Source organism: Lysinibacillus sp. G1-3 (assembly GCF_056322905.1).
Genome location: NZ_JBWHYQ010000025.1, coordinates 1 through 19805 on the forward strand (window position 1 = coordinate 1; position 19805 = coordinate 19805).

Below are 19805 nucleotides of genomic sequence, written 5' to 3' on the forward strand. Positions count from 1 at the left end.
AGTTGTAAATTATAACAATAAATTCAAAACACTGTTTGTAAATGAAGTGAAAAAATATTTTCTCTTCATCATGAAATGGCGGAAACCGTTGATACATCAATGTTTATAGAGGGAGTTTAGTTGAAGAAGGAACTTTCCATTCATTAAAGAATTTTTTCTTGCTACCGATAATGATGCGTTATGTAACCTGACAGGTATTGAATATACATCCAATATTTATGACAAATCACTTCTTTCAAATGATAGGAATTTTATATATCTATTATTTATAATTTACGTTATGGTATAATATGTTAATTAATTACAATACTTTCTAAAAGGAGGATATATAATGAAAGCAACGAAACTCGTATCATTAGCAATACCTATTCTATTATTAGTAAGTTGTGCGGTAGAAAATAAAGAGTCTACTCCTAAGACTGAGCAGGTAAGCAAATCAACAATGAAAACAGTAATATCAGAGAAACAGTATCCCTATTATATTTGTGAACAAGTAGTAGAGTTTCAATACATGAAGGATATATTCATAGTAAACTCGATGAAAGCTATGAAAGACAAAGAAAAAGATATTTTAAAAACAGCAAACAAGATGGATGAGATTTTAGACAATATGGAATATATAAAAGTTCCTGATAAATACAAAGACATTCACAAAGACATACAAGTAGGGGTAACAGATGCAAGAAAAGCAACAAAGTTTATTAAAGACGCTAGTAAAGAGGATAAACCGAATATGCAAGAAGCTGTACGAAAAAGTACTCCACATTTATCAGGTGTAGATGGGGAATATTGGAAAAGGGCGATGCGTGAGTTAAGTAAGGAAAACAAAGATGCTTATGTTAAAGCACTTGAGAAATTAACGAAAGAACATTCGGAAAATGACTTCCGCTAACGATAATTATAAGGGAGTTATGCGTAAAATTAGTTCTTCAACTAAACCAGCTAATAGAATGTCAAGAAAAACATTGATAATCCAAAAACACTTCATGTTATACTAAAAGTGCGCAAGACAAATAACCCTCCTCATTCAGTTTGGAAGGTTTTTGTTTTATTTGAAAATGCTGTTATTAAATAGTTTCTTGGAATGGTGCTTTCGTTTTTAGAATCGCATAAATCCAGTGTAAAAGCTTATTAGCACAAGCAATAATGGCTACTTTATACGGCTTTCCTTCCTCACGTTTTAAATCGTAGAAGGCTCGTAATCGTTTGTTTCGGGCAATAGTTTCATCTGTTGTTTTCTTTTTACGGCTATCTCGAATGGAACAGCGAACGGCTGTATAAAGCATATGGCGAAGCCTAGCTGAGCCGCGTTTTGTAATGTGATTTTTCGTGCCTTTAAAGCGACCTGATTCAAACACACTGGGATCTAGTCCCGCAAAGGCTACTAACTTTTTTGGATGATTAAACCGCTCAATTTCCCCAATTTCTGAAAGTATCGTGGCCGCGATTTTTTCACCTACACCGGGAAGTGATTGGATTAATTCATATTCTTCGAGTTGTGCCGCCAATTGATCAATCTCACGCTCTAACGTAGAAAGTTGTTGACGGTAAGCTTGAAGTAAATCAATATACATATTCAGACTGACGAGAAGGCTTTGATAAAGCGTTGACTGAAATGGGTTGCGTTCTGCAGCTACTATTAATACTTCAGCTCTTTCATGCGCCCAATTTAATGAACGTGCTTTACAATGCTTATCAATAAATTGTGCAATCTCTTCTACACCTGCGTTTAGTACTAATTCAGATGTAGGGTAGGACTGTAAAGTCCTTAATGAAATCTCTGCGTACAAATCACCAAAAACTCCTTTATACTCAGGGAAAACTTGATCTAATACAGCTTGAAATTGTAGCTTTGTTTGAACCATAATTCCCGTCATATTTTCGTGTTGCCTTGTTAGATGCCGAAGGTTTAAAAGCCGAATACCACGTTTTTTCTGCGGCTCTAAATCCTCTTTGTAATACAGTTCGCCTAAGTGATAGGCATCAATTACATCTGTTTTAGTTTTTCGTAAACTAGAGCTTTTAGCTCGGTATGAAACGAGCGGATTTACGATAATGACAATATATTCTCTAGCTTCTAAAAATTGCACAACTGGGGTATGATAGTGACCTGTTGATTCCAATACAACAGGTGGTTTTAATCCTGTTTGACGCTCTAAATCTAGTAAATAAGAGTGTAACTCTTCAAGTCCTCCCACCGTATGTTCAATCTTCACACTGCTTTTATAGGGCATTTTTTTATCCAAGAACATTTGAACCTGACTTTCACCTTTTGCGACATCCAGACCTACTACTGGATTCATAGTTTATCTCCTCCTCATGTAGTGTATTGACCGGTAACCTCTATCTAGCTTGTTATTCATATCTTCGCTTGTTATACGGGATCACTATGTCCCAACCAGCCTAATCATGTGTTAACAAGTAGAGGGCGAACAGTTTAGTTGTCGGGATCAAGTGCCACGGGTGCTTCCGTTCTACCCCGGCTACTATCAATCTATAAATTGAATAAAAAATAGTCAACCAGATTACTCTGGCTGACCTTATAATACGAACGGGGTGCTTTAATTAAAGATCATCGAGTTGCATATGCAGCTCTTTTTTCTTATTGTAATAACGGGGCAGAAGAGTTGAAGAAGCGAAGTTAGAATTTAAGGAGTTGAAGTAAGCGAGTGAGCAATGAAAAGGACATTCAAATGCAGTTTTATAAAATTTATAAAGGGCTAATTAGCGTTTCGGAATTCGAAGAATGGCTTTATAATACACCAAAAATTGAAAAGGTTTATGGTGGTGACTTTTACTTCAACCTACTTGATTTGAATTATAGAAATAGGCACATTAAAAATGAATTAGAGAAAGTTATTGAAATTAAAATTCCATTTGGTGAGTTTGAACAAATGCGGATTGTTTCACTATTAGAAAATATAATTTATGAAAAAGGTGATTTAGTAGAGGTTTTAGAGCAGATATACGACGATTATTGCAGTGGATATTCGTTTCTTCGATATTTAGGGCTTAATTATGTTACTGGAATTGATAATCTTCCTAAATTACATCAAAAAGAGAAATGGAATAAAAACGAAATTGATTGTAAGAGAGAAATATTAAAAAATATTAAACCTAAGATGATTAATGAAGCAAGAAGATTGTTATCATTCTTTCAGAATGGACTGTTAAGAATAACTGTTGAAAATGAATATAACGATTATCGTACAGAAGAAGAAAAGATAGAACTAAATAATATTGAAAAAATGTTTAATGACTAAATTGTTGTTGTGCTAATGGGTGCTTTACTTGAAAATCATTGAGTTGCATAGGCAGCTCTTTTTTTCTTATTGAACTAACGGGGCAGGTTAGTGGAAGAAATAGCAAGTGGGTTTAACTAGGAGAAGTGTCGATGACATTAAAGAAGACACCGAGGTGTCTTATGTTTTTTAAATTAAGAATATTGATAAATTGGAATTTAATTACTTAACATTATACTTATTTTCGGAGCGAGGCATCTTATCGGTGAGTATATACCAAGTAATGCTTGCTGTTAATAATGTTGACGAAATCAAAGCTGTAAGAACACTATATGTTTGCCAAATAAGTATCGTTGACCAATCGAAGGCAAAAAACATTATACACTGGGCAATCGTAGCGATTAGGAAAATAATTGTTACGATCGTTCTCTTTTTTGTCATTGGCTGCTGCTCATTCGTTTTCCTTTTTCTTAATCCTAAGAGAAATAACAGAACGGCCAATAGGCAAAGAATAATTGTGGTAGACGACAAAATGATGTCCAAAAGCTGTGTGCCGCTTATCTCATATGACTGAGTTAGATTGCCGTCTAATATATCTTTAACTTTTAGTACCAGGTTTATATTGGTATTTGCGCCGTTGCTCAGTAAGCAGATGGCTGTTCGTTCATTTGGCAGTATGGCTACTTCGGTTCTAAAATTCGGATTACCCCCAGTGTGTTCTATAAACGTTTGTTCGGCGTTTACCGACCAACCTGCCGCATAATACATATCGTTGACAGCCGAAACAGACATATCACCCCTATGTGATTTTTCGATAACCCTGTGAAATATTTCGGGTATGTCCTGCACGATACCCATCTGTATGCCCATCCAACGCGCCATATCTTTTGTATTAGAAATGATATAGCCGGCAGGTTTATTCCCAGCATAATCCGGAGCGTTAAACGGAGTTGTTATGAAAAAGGAAGAACGGTAGCCCTGTGCTAACTGTCCAGTGGCTTGAGCATCTTCTTTATAAACATACGTCTGGTGAAGACCTAAGGGTAGAAATACCTGTTCCCTCATAAAGTCTTCATAGCTTTGTCGTGATACAATCTCAATAACCAAACCCAATACGTCATAATTAACAGTTCCATAGTTATATTGTTCACCGGGAGAGAACGCCAATTCAGCATCTACCAGCGTTTCCACAGTCTTTTGCAACATATCAGGCGTATTGCCTTGTGGAATATTTTGAGTATGTCTAATATTTGTTAAGCCGCTGGTATGGTGAAGGAAGTTATTTAGTGTAAGGCTTTGCATATCAACAGGTTTACCTTGATACTTTAACGTAAACCAAGGTAAATATTTTTGGATAGGGTCAGTCATTGATAGCAGCCCTTGCTCTTCCAATAGCAGAATCCCCATACCAGTAAAAGCTTTACTCACCGAGGCCAACTCATAGAGTGTATTTTCACTTGCAGACAACCCCTTTTCAAGATCTGCATACCCAGAAGAAAAGTAGAACACTTCATCATTAGCAAGTATTGAGATTGACATTCCAGGCACACCTGATGTACGAGAGGCATCATCTAGCAACGCTTGTATTGCCACAGATTTCGAATCTGACAACGCATAACTTTGTGTTGCGAATCCCGAGAATAATATAAGTATCGTTAATACAAAAACAATAGTCTTTTTCATAAACTCTCCTTTTTGAAGAATTATAAGAGTATAAAAAACTTATTTTTATAACTATAAACTAAATTCTAATTTATATTTCTACTTACCTATATAATATCAAGTAATTGTGAAGAGTTACACTTAAACTAACGGAGTGCTTTAGTGGAATAAGGAGAATTAAAATAATCAATCTTTTTTAAAAAAAAGTTATTAAAAACAAAAGAAAGCTGTCATTTTGATCATTACTTATTCAAAATGGCAGCTTTTTATATACAGTAAAATCAAGGGTTTCGAGTATTTATAATCAAACTTTTTTCTAAACCAACATTAGGTACTGAAATCGGAGCATAATTTGAAAAAGAAAAAAACTAATTTCTTAATACAAAACGTAAATATTAATTTGCCTTTAGTGACCATTTACACAGAGCTATTTAAATTTTATGTCTTTTCATCTGTTCATAATAAAATGTCTAAAAGTTCTTGTTCAAAGAATCAAAATGCTTTAAAACCCTCATGCTAAGAAGGCTGGTTTGTGGCAGTGTCTAAAAGTTCTTGTCCATATACATCGATTAAGGAAAAATGTAGGAAAATAATCGTAAATTGAATTTATGTATTAACAGATGTTCGCAAAATACGTGTTTTACGAAAATGAATTCATAAGTATTCTAGTCATAGTGAATTAAAAGAATTAGGTAAAGGAATGAACAAAGCTATGACTAAAGGGAGAAAAATAACCATTGATAAACGTATTCAAATAGTAGAATGTTTAAAGCACCCGGAAAATTATCAGTTAACAGTGCAAACTTAGATTGCACTACTTTAAAGAATAAAGTGATCCTTGAAAGGTTGGTATTACTGCATTTTCAGGGAATACATGCTATACTTTGCATACCATATTCATTAAGATATGTATTGAAAGGTGTGTAATTATGTTATCAAAAGAAAAAATTAACCGAATCAATGAACTTTCTGCTAAGTCTAAAAATGGTACATTAACAGAGGCAGAAGCTAAAGAACGAACAGCGCTTCGTAAGGAATACCTAGATACATTTAGAGCAACGATGCGTGATACAATTGAAAACGTAAAAGTGGTAGATGCTGAAGGAAATGATGTAACACCAGAAAAAGTTAAACAAGCGAAAAAAAATAAATTTCTAAATTAATGTGTCACATTTAAATCAATTACGCCTCGGCGTAATAGCGTCTGGATTTTGAAATGTGCTTAGGCTTGCACGAGGGCCGACACGATGTCGGTCATTTCGGTAATGCCACAGGACGTGGCGTTTTTACCGATGCAGGTCAGTTAGCCGTTTTCGCAGGACGCGAAGGTTTTATGCTAACAACCTTATATTAATTCCTTTCAAAATCCGAACATCCGCCGGAGGCATTATCTTTATTCAGTTAGTCTCATACGGTTTCACTGCTGTGAAAATATTAAACTTAAAATAAATATTTCTACTGAATAAAGATAAAGTATGTAATAAAACATAAATAGTATAACAAAAATATTGTTTTCTGAAGCAATGTTGACTAAACTGTATAAGAACAATATATAGGACGAGAAAGGATGTCACAAAATAATGACTCAACATGCGGATCAACTAGCGATTAATGCTATCCGAACTTTGTCAATCGATGCAATTGAAAAAGCAAACTCAGGTCACCCAGGTTTACCGATGGGGGCAGCGCCAATGGCTTATACGCTTTGGACAAAACAACTTCGCCATAATCCGGCTAATCCAAAATGGTATAACCGCGATCGTTTTGTACTTTCTGCAGGTCATGGCTCTATGCTTCTATACAGCCTACTTCACCTTGGGGGCTACGGTTTACCAATGGAAGAAATTCAAAACTTCCGTCAATGGGATTCATTAACTCCAGGACATCCTGAATATGGTCATACTGTAGGGGTAGAGGCAACAACAGGTCCTCTAGGTCAAGGTATTGCTATGACAGTTGGTATGGCAATGGCTGAACGCCATTTAGCAGCTACTTACAATAAACCTGGACATGACATCGTTGATCACTATACATTTGCACTTTGTGGCGATGGCGATTTAATGGAAGGTGTAGCAGCTGAAGCTATCTCTTTAGCTGGTCACTTAAAACTTGAAAAGTTAATCGTTTTATACGATTCAAACGATATTTCTTTAGATGGTGATTTAGAAAAATCATTCTCAGAAAATGTTCAAAAGCGTTTTGAGTCTTATGGCTGGAACTATTTAAAAGTTGCTGATGGTACAGATGTTGAAGCAATTAACGCAGCTATCGAAGAAGCTAAAAAATCAACTGGCAAGCCAACAATTATCGAAGTGAAAACTGTTATCGGTTTTGGTTCACCAAACAAATCAGGTAAAGCTGCTTCTCACGGTGCACCACTTGGTCAAGATGAGGTCGTTTTAACAAAAGCTGCTTATGAATGGGCGCACGAGCCATTCCAAATTCCTGCTGAAGCCTATGATACATTTGCAGCAGCTGCTGAAGTTCAAGGTGCACAACCTGAAGAAGCTTGGAATGCTAAGTTTGAAGCATATAAGCAAGAGTTCCCAGAATTAGCGACGCAATTTGAAAACGCAATGGATGGTCAATTACCGGAAGATTTCGCTTCAGAATTACCAGTTTATGAAGCAGGTAAATCAGTAGCAACTCGTTCTTCTTCTGGAGATGCAATCAATGCAATTGCGAAGAAAACACCATCATTCTTCGGTGGTTCAGCTGACCTTGCTGGGTCAAACAAAACTACGATGAAAGACGCTGGAGATTTCTCTGCAGATGATTATGCTGGCCGTAATATTTGGTTCGGTGTACGTGAATTTGCAATGGGTGCTGCTATGAACGGTATGGCACTTCATGGTGGTCTAAACGTATTCGGTGGTACATTCTTCGTATTCTCTGATTATGTTCGTCCAGCTGTACGTCTTTCTGCATTAATGGGTCTTCCTGTTACTTATGTATTTACACATGACTCAATTGCTGTAGGGGAAGATGGTCCAACACACGAACCAATCGAACACCTTGCATCTTTACGTGCAATGCCTAATTTATCTGTTGTTCGTCCAGCTGATGCAAATGAATCAGCAGTTGCATGGGAGCTAGCAGTAGCATCTGAAAAAACACCAACTGTTTTAGTATTATCTCGTCAAAACTTACCTGTTCTTGACGCATCTATTGATACAGTGCGTGAAGGTGTTACAAAAGGTGCTTATACAGTATCTCCTGCTACAAAAGAAGTGGCGGATGCCATTTTAATTGCAACAGGCTCTGAGGTTTCACTTGCAGTTGAAGCACAAAAAGCACTAAAAGCTGAAGGCGTGGATGTGGCAGTTGTTTCAATGCCATCTATGGATCGCTTCGAAAAACAAGACGCAGCTTATAAAGAATCTGTTCTTCCAAAAGCTGTAACAAAACGTTTAGCAATCGAAATGGGCGCATCATTCGGCTGGCATAAATACACTGGTTTTGAAGGGGACGTTCTTGCAATTGACAAGTTCGGCGCTTCTGCACCAGGTGAATTAGTAATGGAAAAATACGGATTCACAGTAGAAAATGTTGTAGCGAAGGTTAAAGCTCTATAATTTATTAAATACCGCAATACTCAGTAAGGGTTAAATCTCCACTGAGTGTTGCGGTATTTTTTCGCGTTAAAAGGATTCGATTAAGGGACATAAACTATTGTGGTGTTATTTCCCAATTGATATACAATGATAGTATGAGTTTTTAGAATATTTTAATGATGTTCGCAAAAGGGGTGTTTTTAAATGAAGCTACAAAATATAGTTACACAAGTAAAGGGAACTTTTTCAGAATTAGATTGTACAGGTGGCGGAGTCATTATTTATAAACAGGGTCAAACTATACTAGAAGAATATTTTGGTGTACAAGGGCGACAAAAAGACGCGATGAGGGTAGGTCCACATACTCTTTTTCATCTTGCTTCAGTTCGCAAAACTTATGTAGGATTTGCTGTAGCATATGCGATTTATCATAACTATATTGCCTCAATAGATGATAAATTAAGTGATTATTTAAAAGATGAAAAAGTCTTTGCAGATGTGTCGATTAGACACCTTCTAACACATACTCACGGTTTGCGTCTACAAAATGAAAAAGTAATGAAAGAATTTAAAGCAGGATATAACTGGGCATATCGAGATATCAATGTAGAATTACTTGCCAAAGTTATTTTTAAGGTCACTAGAAAAACTATTGCAGAAATTGTAAATGAGCAAATATTTCAGACATTGTCTTTTACTGAGACAAATTGGTTTAGTGAAAAATGGGAACAACATGTAGAAGTAATACATAATGATAGTCCATTTTGGTATAAAAGCGATGTTTGTGATGGCAGCAAAATGAATATGTATAGCTCTTTAAGAGAGCTAGCTAAGTGGGGACAAGTGCTTCTTGATAAAGGGAGAATGAATGGAAAACAAATGATACCTGAAGAAATCATACAGCTAATGACGACAATTCAATCTCCTATTTCTAAACCAAAGAATCTACCAACTAATGGTTTTTTCTGGTTTGTTCAGCCTCAACAAAGAGAGGGGAATACAGAGTTAAGCCCAGTATTGCCACAAGGAAGCTTTCAACTACTTGGTTACACAAGTGTTGCAATATTGGTAATTCCAAATAAAAATATTACGGCAGTTCGTGGATTTAATAGCTTTGGTTCACCTAAAGGTTTTGATTATATTAAGGATATTCATGATTTTGGTTCAACAGTGTATCAATCAATTCTATAAAAATAAAAGGAGAGCTAGGTATGAAAAAGTATAGCATTGTTTTATTTGATTTAGACGGCACACTATCTGATCCTAAAGTAGGGATAACGAAATCTGTCCAATACGCTTTACAAAAAATTGGTATAGTTGAAGAAAACTTAAATAAACTTGAAACGTTTATTGGGCCGCCTTTACAAGTATCATTTCGAGAAATATATGGATTGGATGATGTTCAAATTCAGCAAGCGATTGCCTATTACCGTGAACGATTTATCCAAATCGGCATGTATGAGAATAAATTGTATCAAAATATATCCTTATTATTAGAATATTTACGGAAAGAGGGATATCAGTTAGCGATCGCTACATCTAAGCCAACTGTATTTGCAGAAAAAATTTTACAATATTTCAATCTAGAAGATTTTTTTGACCTCGTAGCAGGTAGTAATTTAGATGGTACACGTTCAGCTAAAGGAGAAGTTATCGCATTCGTACGCGAACAATTTGATGAAGTCAATATCGATCAATTTATTATGATTGGTGATCGTAAATACGATATTGTAGGGGCACATGAAAATCAAATTGATTCGATCGGTGTTACTTATGGCTATGGCTCACTTGACGAATTAACGGATGTACAAGCAACATACATAGTTAACAGTGTAAACGAGCTTCAAGAAATTTTTAATAGATTAGGGTAAAAAATACGAAACTGCATTGGTAGAAATGCAGTTTCGTATTTTTTGGAAAATCTCACTTCGCTAGACCGTTTTGAAAAGCGTAGACAACCGCTTGCGTGCGATCTTGAACATCGAGTTTCGCTAAAATATTGCTGACATGTGTTTTTACAGTTTTTAATGCAATGAATAGTTCATCGGCGATTTCCTGATTTGCTTTGCCTTGAGCCATAAGCAATAATACTTCCATTTCACGATCGGTAAGCTGCTCATACAGTGGGGTACTAGAGCCATGGCGCATACGATGCATCATTTTTGATGTTACTTCTGGCTCTAAAACAGTTTCGCCACCCATTGTTTTACGAATGGCATCGGCGATTTGCTTTGCATTTGACGTTTTTAAAATATAGCTGACTGCACCAGCCTCTAATGCAGGATAGACTTTGTCATCATCTAAAAAACTTGTCACCATCATAATTTTTGCTTCTGGCCATGCTGCTAAAATTTCAGCTGTCGCCTCAGCTCCTGTCATGACGGGCATTACATTGTCCATTAAAATAATATCTGGACGCAAGGCGAGAGCGCGTTCCACTGCCTCTTTGCCATTTTCAGCTTCACCTACAACGGTGATATCTGGTTGTGCTGACAAATAGGCAGATACACCGATACGCACCATCTCATGGTCATCCACTATTAACACTTGAATCATTCACTTCAACCTCCTTTTGTAAAGGGATTTTCACCTCTACAATTGTACCTTCCCCAGGCACTGAAACAATTTTGTACATACAGCCTATCTCTACCGCACGTTCAGCAATGTTTTGTAGACCATAAGAAGTAGATTTATCGGCTTCGACATCAAAGCCGAGGCCATTGTCCTGAATACGCAAAATTGCTAAATCATCGCGGGCAACGAGCAATAACTCAACTTCGCTCGCTTTGGCATGACGTAGCGTATTCGATAATGCTTCCTGTGCAATACGGAATAAATGATCCTCTTCCGCTTTGGATAACGACATTTCTTCAAGTTCATATTCAATATGAAAAAATACCTTTTGCTGTAGCTCAATAATTAGTTCCTCAAGACCTTGTGCCAGCGTTTTATTATGCAGAGCAACTGGGCGTAAGTGTAATAATAATGCACGCATTTCAAGCTGTGCCTGTTGCACAATTTTTTCGACCTGCTTTAAGCTCGTAGCATTTTCATCGGTTTCGGTTAAGGCTGAAAGTAACATCGAAGCTGCAAATAATTGCTGTGATACTGAATCATGGAGCTCGCGAGCAAGACGTTGACGTTCAGCAACAATACGTTCTTGAATAATTTTATCATTAGCTTCTGCACGTTCATTCGATAAGCGTTGTAAGCTTTTTCGTTGCGTATCAATTAATTCACTTGTTTGAACTAAAGCTTTCTTCAAGGGTTTTGGTAAAGGTTGCTTTTTAGGTAAGACAAAATCCGGTTCAACTAACTGTTTCACGATACGGGTTGCCTGAGCCTCTCTAGCACGAGCAGTCATACTAATCCAGCTTGCAATCATTAAACTAAGCGCAAAAAGAATAACGACAATAAAACCACCGAGTGGAATATTATTATAATTCTGTTGCCATAAGGGCTCCCATGTCTTCTCGTTTGGCTCGCCCCAAACAACGACAAGGAGGCCGAATGCAGCACTCATCAAAATAAAAAGTAGGGTAAATATTCTTGAGATAAAGGCAATCATTTGCGTAGCACCTCCAAGTCCCCAAGCCATGTTGCAACATGTATAACAAGGGTACGCTTTGCATCCTCAGGGTTTCCATCTGAGAAACTTACACTTTCATTGAGTATACGTTGTGGACCAACATGTAGGCACTTTAATTCACCAAACAATGTTGTATAGTGTAAGCGGAATGGAATTTCATATGGGATATAAATTTGTACCTTACCAATCCCTTGTCGAATCGTAATAATACTTGTGCCGGTAGGTAAAATTGTTTGTGTTGTATCAATCGTAATGTCGCCTGCAAGTCGTTGTATTTGGACATCTTGCCATTTATAAGCTTCTACTGGTGCCGCTAATGTCCCGAATAATTCACTTTTTGTAGCAGGAAGCTTTTCGAAAAGCTCCGCACCAACAACTTTGGCCGTGTTTTCTCTTTGCAAGTATTGATAGAGCATATATAAAAGAATAATGACGATAAATAAGCGTAAACTCCACATCGTAAAGAGTGCAATCGAAATAAAGAAAATTCCCGTCCATTTAAAGAAACGATTTTTTTTCGAGAAACTTAAATAAAGAAGTCCTACTCCAATCAATAGACAAAAGGCGCCACCGTTATTAAAAATTGTGAGCTCGACAAAAACGAGTAAAAAGAAGCATAGTACCCAAAAAGTGAGCTTATTAGTTGTGAAATTTTGCAAGAGGGTCACCCTTCTTTCTACTAAGAGTATAAGAGAGGGAATGGGTCCCTCTATTTCAAAACGTGAAAGAATGCGCCTCTAAATACGGCGCATTTCTTTTTATTATAACATGTTATTTATTTTCAATTAGCAGTGGTGCGTTATCTTCTGCGACATTTTTTTCAAGCTGTGCAAGACGAGTTTCGAAAGATGTTATTTCATGATCTTTGTCGATTTGGTAAGCAAGCTTATCGATGTATGATTCTAAATCTTCAAAATTGGTTTTATTGTTTTTAGCAATCATCCCGTCCATTTGATGGTGAGCGCGTGTGACATTTTCTTTGCCCATAAGCTGTAATTGACGTACTTTCATATCTTTAATTTTGTGTTTCATCGTTTCAAATTTGCGTTCTAGTTCGAAGTATTCACGTGTGCTTGCTTCAATACTAGTTTGTAATATATTGTTACGTGCTGTGTAAGCAGCTACTTCATCCGTAGCAAAATCGATTAAATCTTGCTCACCGCTAGTAGTCGCTAATTTAAGTTGAGCTTCACGTTTAGCTAGTAAATCTGCATTTTGCTTAAATTCCTGCTCTAGTTTTTCCTTTAATTGACCTTGACGTTCTAATAATTTTCCAGTTTGCTCTGTTTGTTTTTCAGCTTCGCGAATGTATTGGTTTAACATCGCAATTGGATTTTTTTGTTCTTTCTTATCAAATAAATGATGCAAGTCTGCCTCTATTGTATATTTAAAACGTTGAAATAAGTTCATGTTAATTCGCTCCTTTTATTTTGTTAAGTTAGACCATTCTTTTTCAAAGTTAGTAAACGGATCTTCTTCTTTAGCTTCAATTGTTGGGATTTTTACATCTTCGTTGTTCCATTTTTTATAGATAACGTAGATGACAGCGATTGCTGCTAAACCAATCATTGCTGGGATATTAGATATTGCTGATAGAACACCTATCAGACCTACTGTAACCCATAAGATTTTGCCGAATGACGATTTACTCGCAGTGTAGAAGTGCATACCGAGTGCTACAAATAATCCTGAAAATAGTAGCCCTGCAAGCGGTCCAGTTAAAGCGAGTGCAACACATCCTGCGATAAAGCCTCCTATTAGTAGAAAAAATTTTCTCATATGTTCTAGCTCCTTTCGTTGATACCTTTATATTACCTATTAGCGCGCTTTGCTAAAACGGACTGGAAATTGATTTTACTCTAGGTCTTGAGGCTGAGAGTATTCTAAGTACTATAAAAAACGAAATTGCAATTAGCCATAATGTAATTAATAGAACTGAAAGTAGAAAGTTTTCGACAAAAATAGAAGATGAATGCCTCCTTCTTTTGACAAATTAAAGAGTTTGGATGAGCTATACTTATGAAAAAGAAATGAGCGAAGGAGGATTTCTAGTGAGAACCTATTCCATATATAAAATAAAAGAAGAGCATTTAACGTTTATTTTCGGCAGAGAGCGTAAGTTGTTAGAAATGATGCAAGGCTGTGAAGACGCTAACGAGAAATCCTTAAAAGAACTCGCATATATATGTGAAACCGTTCGCTTCGATGAGATAGCTACGATGCTAGAGGCGCAACTAGATTCCAAGTATGCACATTTAGAGAGAGCTCGTAATGCATTATTTTTAGAACATCCTATAAAAGGAAAAATGGCTATTTATTTAGTGGAACGCAAAATTTGTGTCTATTGTGAGGGTTCACGGATGCTTGATTTGGATCTATTCCAAATGCTTGCAAAGATGAGCGAACGCTTTATTGCATTTAATAAACAAGATAATGAGTGTGGGTGGCTAAAGCCAATGAAGTATACAATGCATTAGGAAAATTCACTACAATATATAGTAACACGCTAATATTTGGTGTATAATGGAGCGTGGAGAGTTTTTTTCTCGGTATATATTGTAGTGGAGGAGGTTGGTTGTATGCCTACATGGGGCTGGATTATTATTGTAATTATCGCATTAGCAGCGGGCGCAGCACTTGGGTTCTTTTTAGCTCGTCAAGCTATGATGAAATATTTAAAAGAAAACCCACCGATTAACGAGCAAATGATTCGTATGATGATGGCGCAGATGGGTCGTACGCCGTCTGAAAAGCAAGTACGCCAAATGATGTCACAAATGAATAAATTCCAAAAATAATTGGAATTTTTAAAAAGCAACTAGTCCAAGCCTGGGCCAGTTGCTTTTTTAAGTTTTTTTAGTGGTATCTACCACAAGTTGAATATTCGAATTAAATCGATTTTTACGAATAATATAAATAATTTGTAAAAAGCATATAATTCTATCGGAAAACTCGTTATAATGGAAATATTCTATTTAAAGGAGTTGTGTGCATTGCAGACAGAAAAAACAAATGTTGAAAGCTTTGATTTAGACCATACGAAAGTAAAAGCGCCATATGTACGTTTAGCAGGTGTTAAATCAGGAAAAAATGGCGATGAAGTGTACAAATATGATATTCGTTTTAAACAGCCTAATAAAGAGCATATGCAAATGCCTGCATTACATTCCTTAGAGCATTTATCGGCAGACATTATCCGCAATTACTCTGATCATATTGTTGATTTCAGTCCAATGGGATGCCAAACGGGCTTTTATGTATCACTAATCAATCACAATGATTACGAAGACTTATTGAATATTTTAGAAAAAACATTTACAGATGTAACAAAAGCCACTGCAGTTCCAGCGTGCAATGAAGTGCAATGCGGCTGGGCAGCTAGCCACAGTCTAGAGGGTGCACAAGCGTTAGCTAAAGAATTTTTAGCAAAACGCGATGAATGGCATATTGTTTTTGCAGAATAAAAAAATTAAAAAACCTTGCGTGAAATGAATGCACTGCACCCTAATTGTTAGACCATTTAACAATTGGAGGTGTAGTGCATTATTGCATGGTTTTTCATGATGTTTGTGAGAATCGTGCTGCTTTGCTTTCACACGGATACAGTGTTGATGTTTGTACTATCGCTATAAATTAAAGAGACATGCTATGTGAATTGGTTGATTGGAGCGCAGCAAAGCGGCTCATCGGACGCTCCCAGGAAGCTCTGTCTGTGCGAAAGCGAAGTGGCAACAACAAAGCGCCCACGGAACGGAAATCAACCCTACTTTTTGCAGAAGAACTATACTTTAAAATGAAACCTATTGACACAACTAAAAATGAAATGGAATGACATTGGACGAAGAAGAATCACGATTAATTTTTTGGTAGATGAAGTTTTCTAAAAAATCATGGATTAAATCCTCATATTCAGCCATATTTTCATTAAAGGATTGAGCATGAGCACCATTATCAAACAGCTGTAGCTTCTTAGGTCCAGTTTTTTTATTGTATAAATCCAATGACATGGAAGCTGGAATAAATGTGTCAGGGATACTATGGATAAAGAGTACAGGCTTTTTAATATTTGACACAGCCTCAGAAGGAGTCACACTTTTAAAGGAATAACCGTCTCGCAAGCGGACGAAGAAATCGGCAAAACGAATAGGAATAATCGAACCGTATTTAAATTCTGTTTTCGCAATTTGTTTTAACAACATTGAAAAATCAGAGAACGCACAATCAGAAATATAGAAATCCGCACCGTCCTCTACAGTTCCTGCATATAGGAGCATTGTTGCGGCACCCATCGATTCACCATGAATACCAAGAAGAGCATCTTCACCAATCATTGCCTGGACAGTTTTGACAACTGCGTCAAGATCATTTTTTTCATAATAGCCGTAGCTAGTCGTTTTCCCACCTGTTTCCCCATGCCTACGATGGTCAAAAATAACGGAATTGTATCCAAGCCGTTCAAAAAGTCGAGCGTACTTGACAGAGTTAATTTTATTTTCCGTTACGCCATGGCAAATAATGATGGTATTGTTTGTTTCCAAAGGCTGAAACATAATACCGCGAATCGTATAGCCATTTGGAGAGTCAATATTTAATTCACATTTTAAATTTTTATTGTACCAAGCTTCGTCAAAACGTTTTGCAGTCGTTTCACGTTCACGAACAAATTCAGGATCCTTTTGCTTAATGAACATTAATTTATTGGAGAGCGCGAAACCAAACAGACCTGTTGCTGCTGCGGCAAGCGTCGTCGTTATACCTGAAAATAAAAGCATTTTCTTTTTCATTATTAACACCTCCACGTCCTGTTTCTTTTGTTGTCTAGGCATACAAACGACATCTTTCGTATGCATGCACATTGTTTAATTGTAATGTTCCCAACTGAGATTGTTTAAAACACGTCAACATTTTACAATATCTTTGGCAAAACTGCGATTATTTCTATTATCGAAAATCGTCAAAATATTTGTTAAAATAGATATATCTGCTAGTAGCATATGCATGCAGTGTTCATTTTTGAACGGGGAAAAGGGGAGAATGTTTATGACAAATGAGGTAGTAATAGTAAGTGCAGTACGTACAGCTATTGGTTCATTTCAAGGAACATTAAAGGACGTACCAGCGACAAAATTAGGGAGCATAGTTATTAAAGAAGCATTAGCACGTGCTGGTGTAGCAGGTGAACAAGTTGACGAGGTCATTATGGGGAATGTCTTGTCAGCTGGACTTGGACAAAATCCAGCTCGTCAAGCAGCAATTGCAGCAGGTTTACCACATGAAGTATCAGCATTAACAATTAATAAAGTATGTGGATCAGGACTAAAAGCTGTTCACTTAGCGACGCAAGCCATTTTAGCTGGGGATGCGGATATTGTCGTTGCAGGTGGCTTTGAAAATATGAGCCAAGCACCGTATGTATTAAAAAATGCACGAGAAGGCTTCCGCATGGGGGATCAAAAAGTAGTAGATACGATGATTCATGACGGTTTATGGTGTGCCTTTAATGACTATCATATGGGCGTTACAGCTGAAAATTTATGTGATGTCTATGAGATTTCTCGTGAGGAACAAGACGCCTTTGCAGCACGTTCACAACAGCGTGCAGAAGCGGCAATTACAGCAGGAAAGTTTAACGATGAAATCATAGCGGTTGAAATTCCTCAGCGCAAGGGAGATCCTATTGTTTTTGATAAGGATGAATTCCCGCGTCAAGGCGTTACAGCTGAGTCACTATTTAAACTACGTCCTGCCTTTAAAAAGGATGGTTCTGTGACAGCTGCAAATGCATCGGGCATTAATGATGGCGCAGCGGCAGTCGTTGTCATGTCGAAAGAAAAAGCGGAAGCGCTAGGCATTCGACCAATGGCATTAATTACAGCAAATGCAAGCGCAGGTGTTGACCCAGCCATTATGGGAACAGGCCCAGTAACGGCAGTAAAGAAAGCGTTAGCAAAGGCTGATGTAACATTAGAAACTATAGATTTAATTGAAGCGAATGAAGCTTTTGCAGCTCAATCGATTGCTGTAGATCGCGAACTAGGCTTTAATCATGATAAACTAAATGTGAACGGGGGAGCAATTGCCCTTGGTCATCCAATTGGTGCAAGTGGAGCACGTATTTTAGTAACGCTGTTACATGAGATGGAAAAGCGTGATGCAAAAACAGGTCTCGCAACGCTATGTATCGGTGGTGGGCAAGGTGTGGCAACAATTGTCAAGCGCCCTTGAAGTGAATAAGAAGGTGAAATGCAATGGGAAAAAAACGAAAACAACAGCAACGCGTAGATAGTAGCATAACAGCTAGTCTACCAAAGCAGGAGGCAGTGACATTAGCCGATCAGCTAGGCGGTGATGTGCTAGCCAAATTAAAAGCTGCAAAGCAAGATTTAACAGTGAAAGAACAAGCTGCTGAAGAAGAGCGTCAAGCAAAGCTAGCCTTTGAGCGCAAGCAACGCGAAAAAAACAAATCGTTTGAAGAACTACTAAACGAATACGGCGATAAAGGCTCGAAATTCTAAAGAGAAACAGTGAATCCAAATGCATGTGGATTCACTGTTTTTATGTTTTATCGGAACATTACTGATTTCTTTGCTAGAAAGAGCTTGTTTTTCGATAAAAGCCCAAAAAGTTTCGATAAAATGAGATTTTGTTTCGATAAAAGCTCAAATAGTTTCGATAAAGAGCGATTTTGTTTCGATAAATCCCGGATGTGATGCTCTGTAAATTTTTAAGTACACGATTAAATTCAGGAGAGTTTAATTGGACTTGTTTCATTTTAAATTGCTCCCTCTTCTTACTTATATGCTGTTGTAACAACTTCGACAATCAAACACTTTCGTAAGGTTTACTTCAACATGTGTTTCGTAGTGAAAGTGAAAGTCAGCTACCAATGCCTTTTGACTAAAAGTGTAGGTAGTGAAATGAATGCGATTTAAGCAAAATCGGAATCGTTTTCAATTTTATTGTACGATCTCGATTAGGAGAATTTATTACTTCTTAATAGATAAATTATAATTTCTCTATTATTGCTTTACTGACTAAAAGTTGGATATTTCATTTTATAAGCAAATTGCCGTGTAATATGTTGATTGTAGTGGAGGCTGAATAAAAGCGCCCAGCCGGAACGGAAATCAAGCCTACTCTATGGTGATTAGATCAAAATTTATTTGAAAAATAAAAAACGGGAGACGCTGCCAATACATATATCTCTTAATAGTTTTAGATAAATCTAAGATAGGAGAGAAAAAATGATTGAAATAAGCACGAAAAGATTAAGACTAATCCCATTAAACGCAAAGTGTTTAGAATTACTAATTAATGAAGAAAAGACATTGGAAATAGAACTGTCAGTGAGTAGTAATGAAGTTTTTCTTGATGAAGAACTAAGGCAAGCTTTGATGTTTAGACTATCAAAAGTATTAGAAGATCAAGAAAATTATATTTGGTACACGAATTGGGTAATCGTATCGAAAGAAAAAAACTGTATCGTTGGTGGCATTATGTTAAAAGGTCTACCGAATGAGCAAGGTGAAGTCGTAATCGGATATTATACATTTCCACAGTATCAGGGAAAGGGATACATGACGGAAACTGTTAGGCTGATGAAAGATTGGTTACTTAGTCAATCTAATGTTAAGTATGTGATTGCTGACACTGATAAAAATAATATTGCCTCCCATAGAGTATTACAAAAAGCAGGTGCAACGTTATATTCAGAATCTGAAGAATTATATTTCTGGAAATTCGTATAACATCATACTA

General features: G+C 36.7%; 21 protein-coding genes. 13 read left to right on the plus strand and 8 right to left on the minus strand.

What is annotated here, in order from left to right; genetic code table 11:
• Nucleotides 1–331: 331 nt before the first annotated feature.
• Nucleotides 332–892, plus strand: a complete 561-nt coding sequence (locus tag ACVYAD_RS21790; protein WP_476427931.1) for a DUF7018 domain-containing (lipo)protein — start codon at nt 332–334, stop codon at nt 890–892.
• Nucleotides 893–1067: 175 nt separating this feature from the next.
• Here the strand turns inward: ACVYAD_RS21790 and ACVYAD_RS21795 are convergent, their stop codons facing one another.
• Nucleotides 1068–2303, minus strand: a complete 1236-nt coding sequence (locus tag ACVYAD_RS21795) for an IS110 family RNA-guided transposase (protein ID WP_476427932.1) — start codon at nt 2301–2303, stop codon at nt 1068–1070.
• A gap of 366 nt (nt 2304–2669) precedes the next feature.
• On the opposite strand from ACVYAD_RS21795, the gene ACVYAD_RS21800 reads away from it, so the two are divergent.
• Entirely contained in the window at nt 2670–3263 is a 594-nt protein-coding gene (locus ACVYAD_RS21800) for a hypothetical protein (protein ID WP_476427933.1), read from the plus strand.
• 201 nt (nt 3264–3464) lie between these two features.
• Here ACVYAD_RS21800 and ACVYAD_RS21805 read toward each other — a convergent pair whose 3' ends face one another.
• Nucleotides 3465–4925, minus strand: a complete 1461-nt coding sequence (locus ACVYAD_RS21805; protein WP_476427934.1) for a serine hydrolase domain-containing protein — start codon at nt 4923–4925, stop codon at nt 3465–3467.
• A 908-nt stretch (nt 4926–5833) separates the two neighbouring features.
• Between ACVYAD_RS21805 and ACVYAD_RS21810 the strand changes: the two genes are divergently transcribed.
• The 5 genes from ACVYAD_RS21810 to ACVYAD_RS21830 all read left to right on the plus strand — a co-directional run bounded on the left by ACVYAD_RS21810 (nt 5834) and on the right by ACVYAD_RS21830 (nt 10329).
• Nucleotides 5834–6067, plus strand: coding sequence for a DUF896 domain-containing protein (locus tag ACVYAD_RS21810; RefSeq protein WP_079560654.1), 234 nt, complete (start codon nt 5834–5836; stop codon nt 6065–6067).
• A 53-nt stretch (nt 6068–6120) separates the two neighbouring features.
• Complete coding sequence (locus tag ACVYAD_RS21815) at nt 6121–6258, plus strand: hypothetical protein (RefSeq protein WP_476427935.1); 138 nt, start codon at nt 6121–6123, stop codon at nt 6256–6258.
• A gap of 226 nt (nt 6259–6484) precedes the next feature.
• Nucleotides 6485–8479 carry a transketolase gene (gene tkt, locus ACVYAD_RS21820; RefSeq protein WP_349659632.1) on the plus strand — a complete coding sequence of 665 codons (1995 nt, stop codon included), beginning with the start codon at nt 6485–6487 and terminating at the stop codon, nt 8477–8479.
• A gap of 183 nt (nt 8480–8662) precedes the next feature.
• Nucleotides 8663–9649 carry a serine hydrolase domain-containing protein gene (locus ACVYAD_RS21825; RefSeq protein WP_476427936.1) on the plus strand — a complete coding sequence of 329 codons (987 nt, stop codon included), beginning with the start codon at nt 8663–8665 and terminating at the stop codon, nt 9647–9649.
• A gap of 20 nt (nt 9650–9669) precedes the next feature.
• On the plus strand, nt 9670–10329 hold the full coding sequence (locus tag ACVYAD_RS21830; RefSeq protein WP_476427937.1) for an HAD family hydrolase: 660 nt from the start codon (nt 9670–9672) through the stop codon (nt 10327–10329).
• Nucleotides 10330–10381: 52 nt separating this feature from the next.
• On the opposite strand, the gene ACVYAD_RS21835 is transcribed toward ACVYAD_RS21830, so the two are convergent.
• The 5 genes from ACVYAD_RS21835 to ACVYAD_RS21855 all read right to left on the minus strand — a co-directional run bounded on the left by ACVYAD_RS21835 (nt 10382) and on the right by ACVYAD_RS21855 (nt 13826).
• On the minus strand, nt 10382–11014 hold the full coding sequence (locus tag ACVYAD_RS21835; RefSeq protein ID WP_349659629.1) for a response regulator transcription factor: 633 nt from the start codon (nt 11012–11014) through the stop codon (nt 10382–10384).
• On the minus strand, nt 10989–12026 hold the full coding sequence (locus tag ACVYAD_RS21840; protein WP_349659628.1) for a sensor histidine kinase: 1038 nt from the start codon (nt 12024–12026) through the stop codon (nt 10989–10991). Before ACVYAD_RS21840 ends, ACVYAD_RS21835 begins: the two co-directional genes overlap by 26 nt.
• Nucleotides 12023–12706, minus strand: a complete 684-nt coding sequence (gene liaF, locus ACVYAD_RS21845) for a cell wall-active antibiotics response protein LiaF (RefSeq protein ID WP_476427938.1) — start codon at nt 12704–12706, stop codon at nt 12023–12025. The genes ACVYAD_RS21840 and liaF overlap by 4 nt, the downstream gene beginning before the upstream one ends.
• Nucleotides 12707–12818: 112 nt before the next feature.
• Entirely contained in the window at nt 12819–13457 is a 639-nt protein-coding gene (locus ACVYAD_RS21850; RefSeq protein ID WP_349659626.1) for a PspA/IM30 family protein, read from the minus strand.
• Between the two features lie 15 nt (nt 13458–13472).
• Nucleotides 13473–13826: a lmo0954 family membrane protein gene (locus ACVYAD_RS21855; RefSeq protein WP_349659625.1), complete on the minus strand. Its 354-nt coding sequence runs from the start codon at nt 13824–13826 to the stop codon at nt 13473–13475.
• Nucleotides 13827–14098: 272 nt separating this feature from the next.
• On the opposite strand from ACVYAD_RS21855, the gene sirA reads away from it, so the two are divergent.
• The 3 genes from sirA (at nt 14099) to ACVYAD_RS21870 (ending at nt 15511) form a co-directional block, all read left to right on the plus strand.
• Nucleotides 14099–14524 carry a sporulation inhibitor of replication protein SirA gene (gene sirA, locus ACVYAD_RS21860; RefSeq protein WP_053483154.1) on the plus strand — a complete coding sequence of 142 codons (426 nt, stop codon included), beginning with the start codon at nt 14099–14101 and terminating at the stop codon, nt 14522–14524.
• A gap of 102 nt (nt 14525–14626) precedes the next feature.
• Nucleotides 14627–14845 carry a YneF family protein gene (locus ACVYAD_RS21865; protein ID WP_049668607.1) on the plus strand — a complete coding sequence of 73 codons (219 nt, stop codon included), beginning with the start codon at nt 14627–14629 and terminating at the stop codon, nt 14843–14845.
• A 162-nt stretch (nt 14846–15007) separates the two neighbouring features.
• Nucleotides 15008–15511 (plus strand): S-ribosylhomocysteine lyase, encoded by a 504-nt coding sequence (locus ACVYAD_RS21870; RefSeq protein WP_476427939.1) that lies wholly within the window; start codon nt 15008–15010, stop codon nt 15509–15511.
• Between the two features lie 348 nt (nt 15512–15859).
• On the opposite strand, the gene ACVYAD_RS21875 is transcribed toward ACVYAD_RS21870, so the two are convergent.
• Nucleotides 15860–16831 carry an alpha/beta hydrolase gene (locus ACVYAD_RS21875; RefSeq protein ID WP_476427940.1) on the minus strand — a complete coding sequence of 324 codons (972 nt, stop codon included), beginning with the start codon at nt 16829–16831 and terminating at the stop codon, nt 15860–15862.
• Nucleotides 16832–17087: 256 nt separating this feature from the next.
• Here ACVYAD_RS21875 and ACVYAD_RS21880 point away from each other — a divergent pair, with 256 nt between their 5' ends.
• From ACVYAD_RS21880 to ACVYAD_RS21890, 3 genes are all read left to right on the plus strand, one after another.
• Complete coding sequence (locus ACVYAD_RS21880; RefSeq protein ID WP_476427941.1) at nt 17088–18272, plus strand: acetyl-CoA C-acetyltransferase; 1185 nt, start codon at nt 17088–17090, stop codon at nt 18270–18272.
• 23 nt (nt 18273–18295) lie between these two features.
• The gene (locus ACVYAD_RS21885; protein ID WP_197143970.1) at nt 18296–18562 is read left to right on the plus strand and encodes a YqkE family protein; all 267 of its coding nucleotides are present in this window, start codon (nt 18296–18298) and stop codon (nt 18560–18562) included.
• A 729-nt stretch (nt 18563–19291) separates the two neighbouring features.
• Nucleotides 19292–19795: a GNAT family N-acetyltransferase gene (locus ACVYAD_RS21890; RefSeq protein ID WP_476427942.1), complete on the plus strand. Its 504-nt coding sequence runs from the start codon at nt 19292–19294 to the stop codon at nt 19793–19795.
• The last annotated feature ends 10 nt before the right edge of the window (nt 19796–19805 follow it).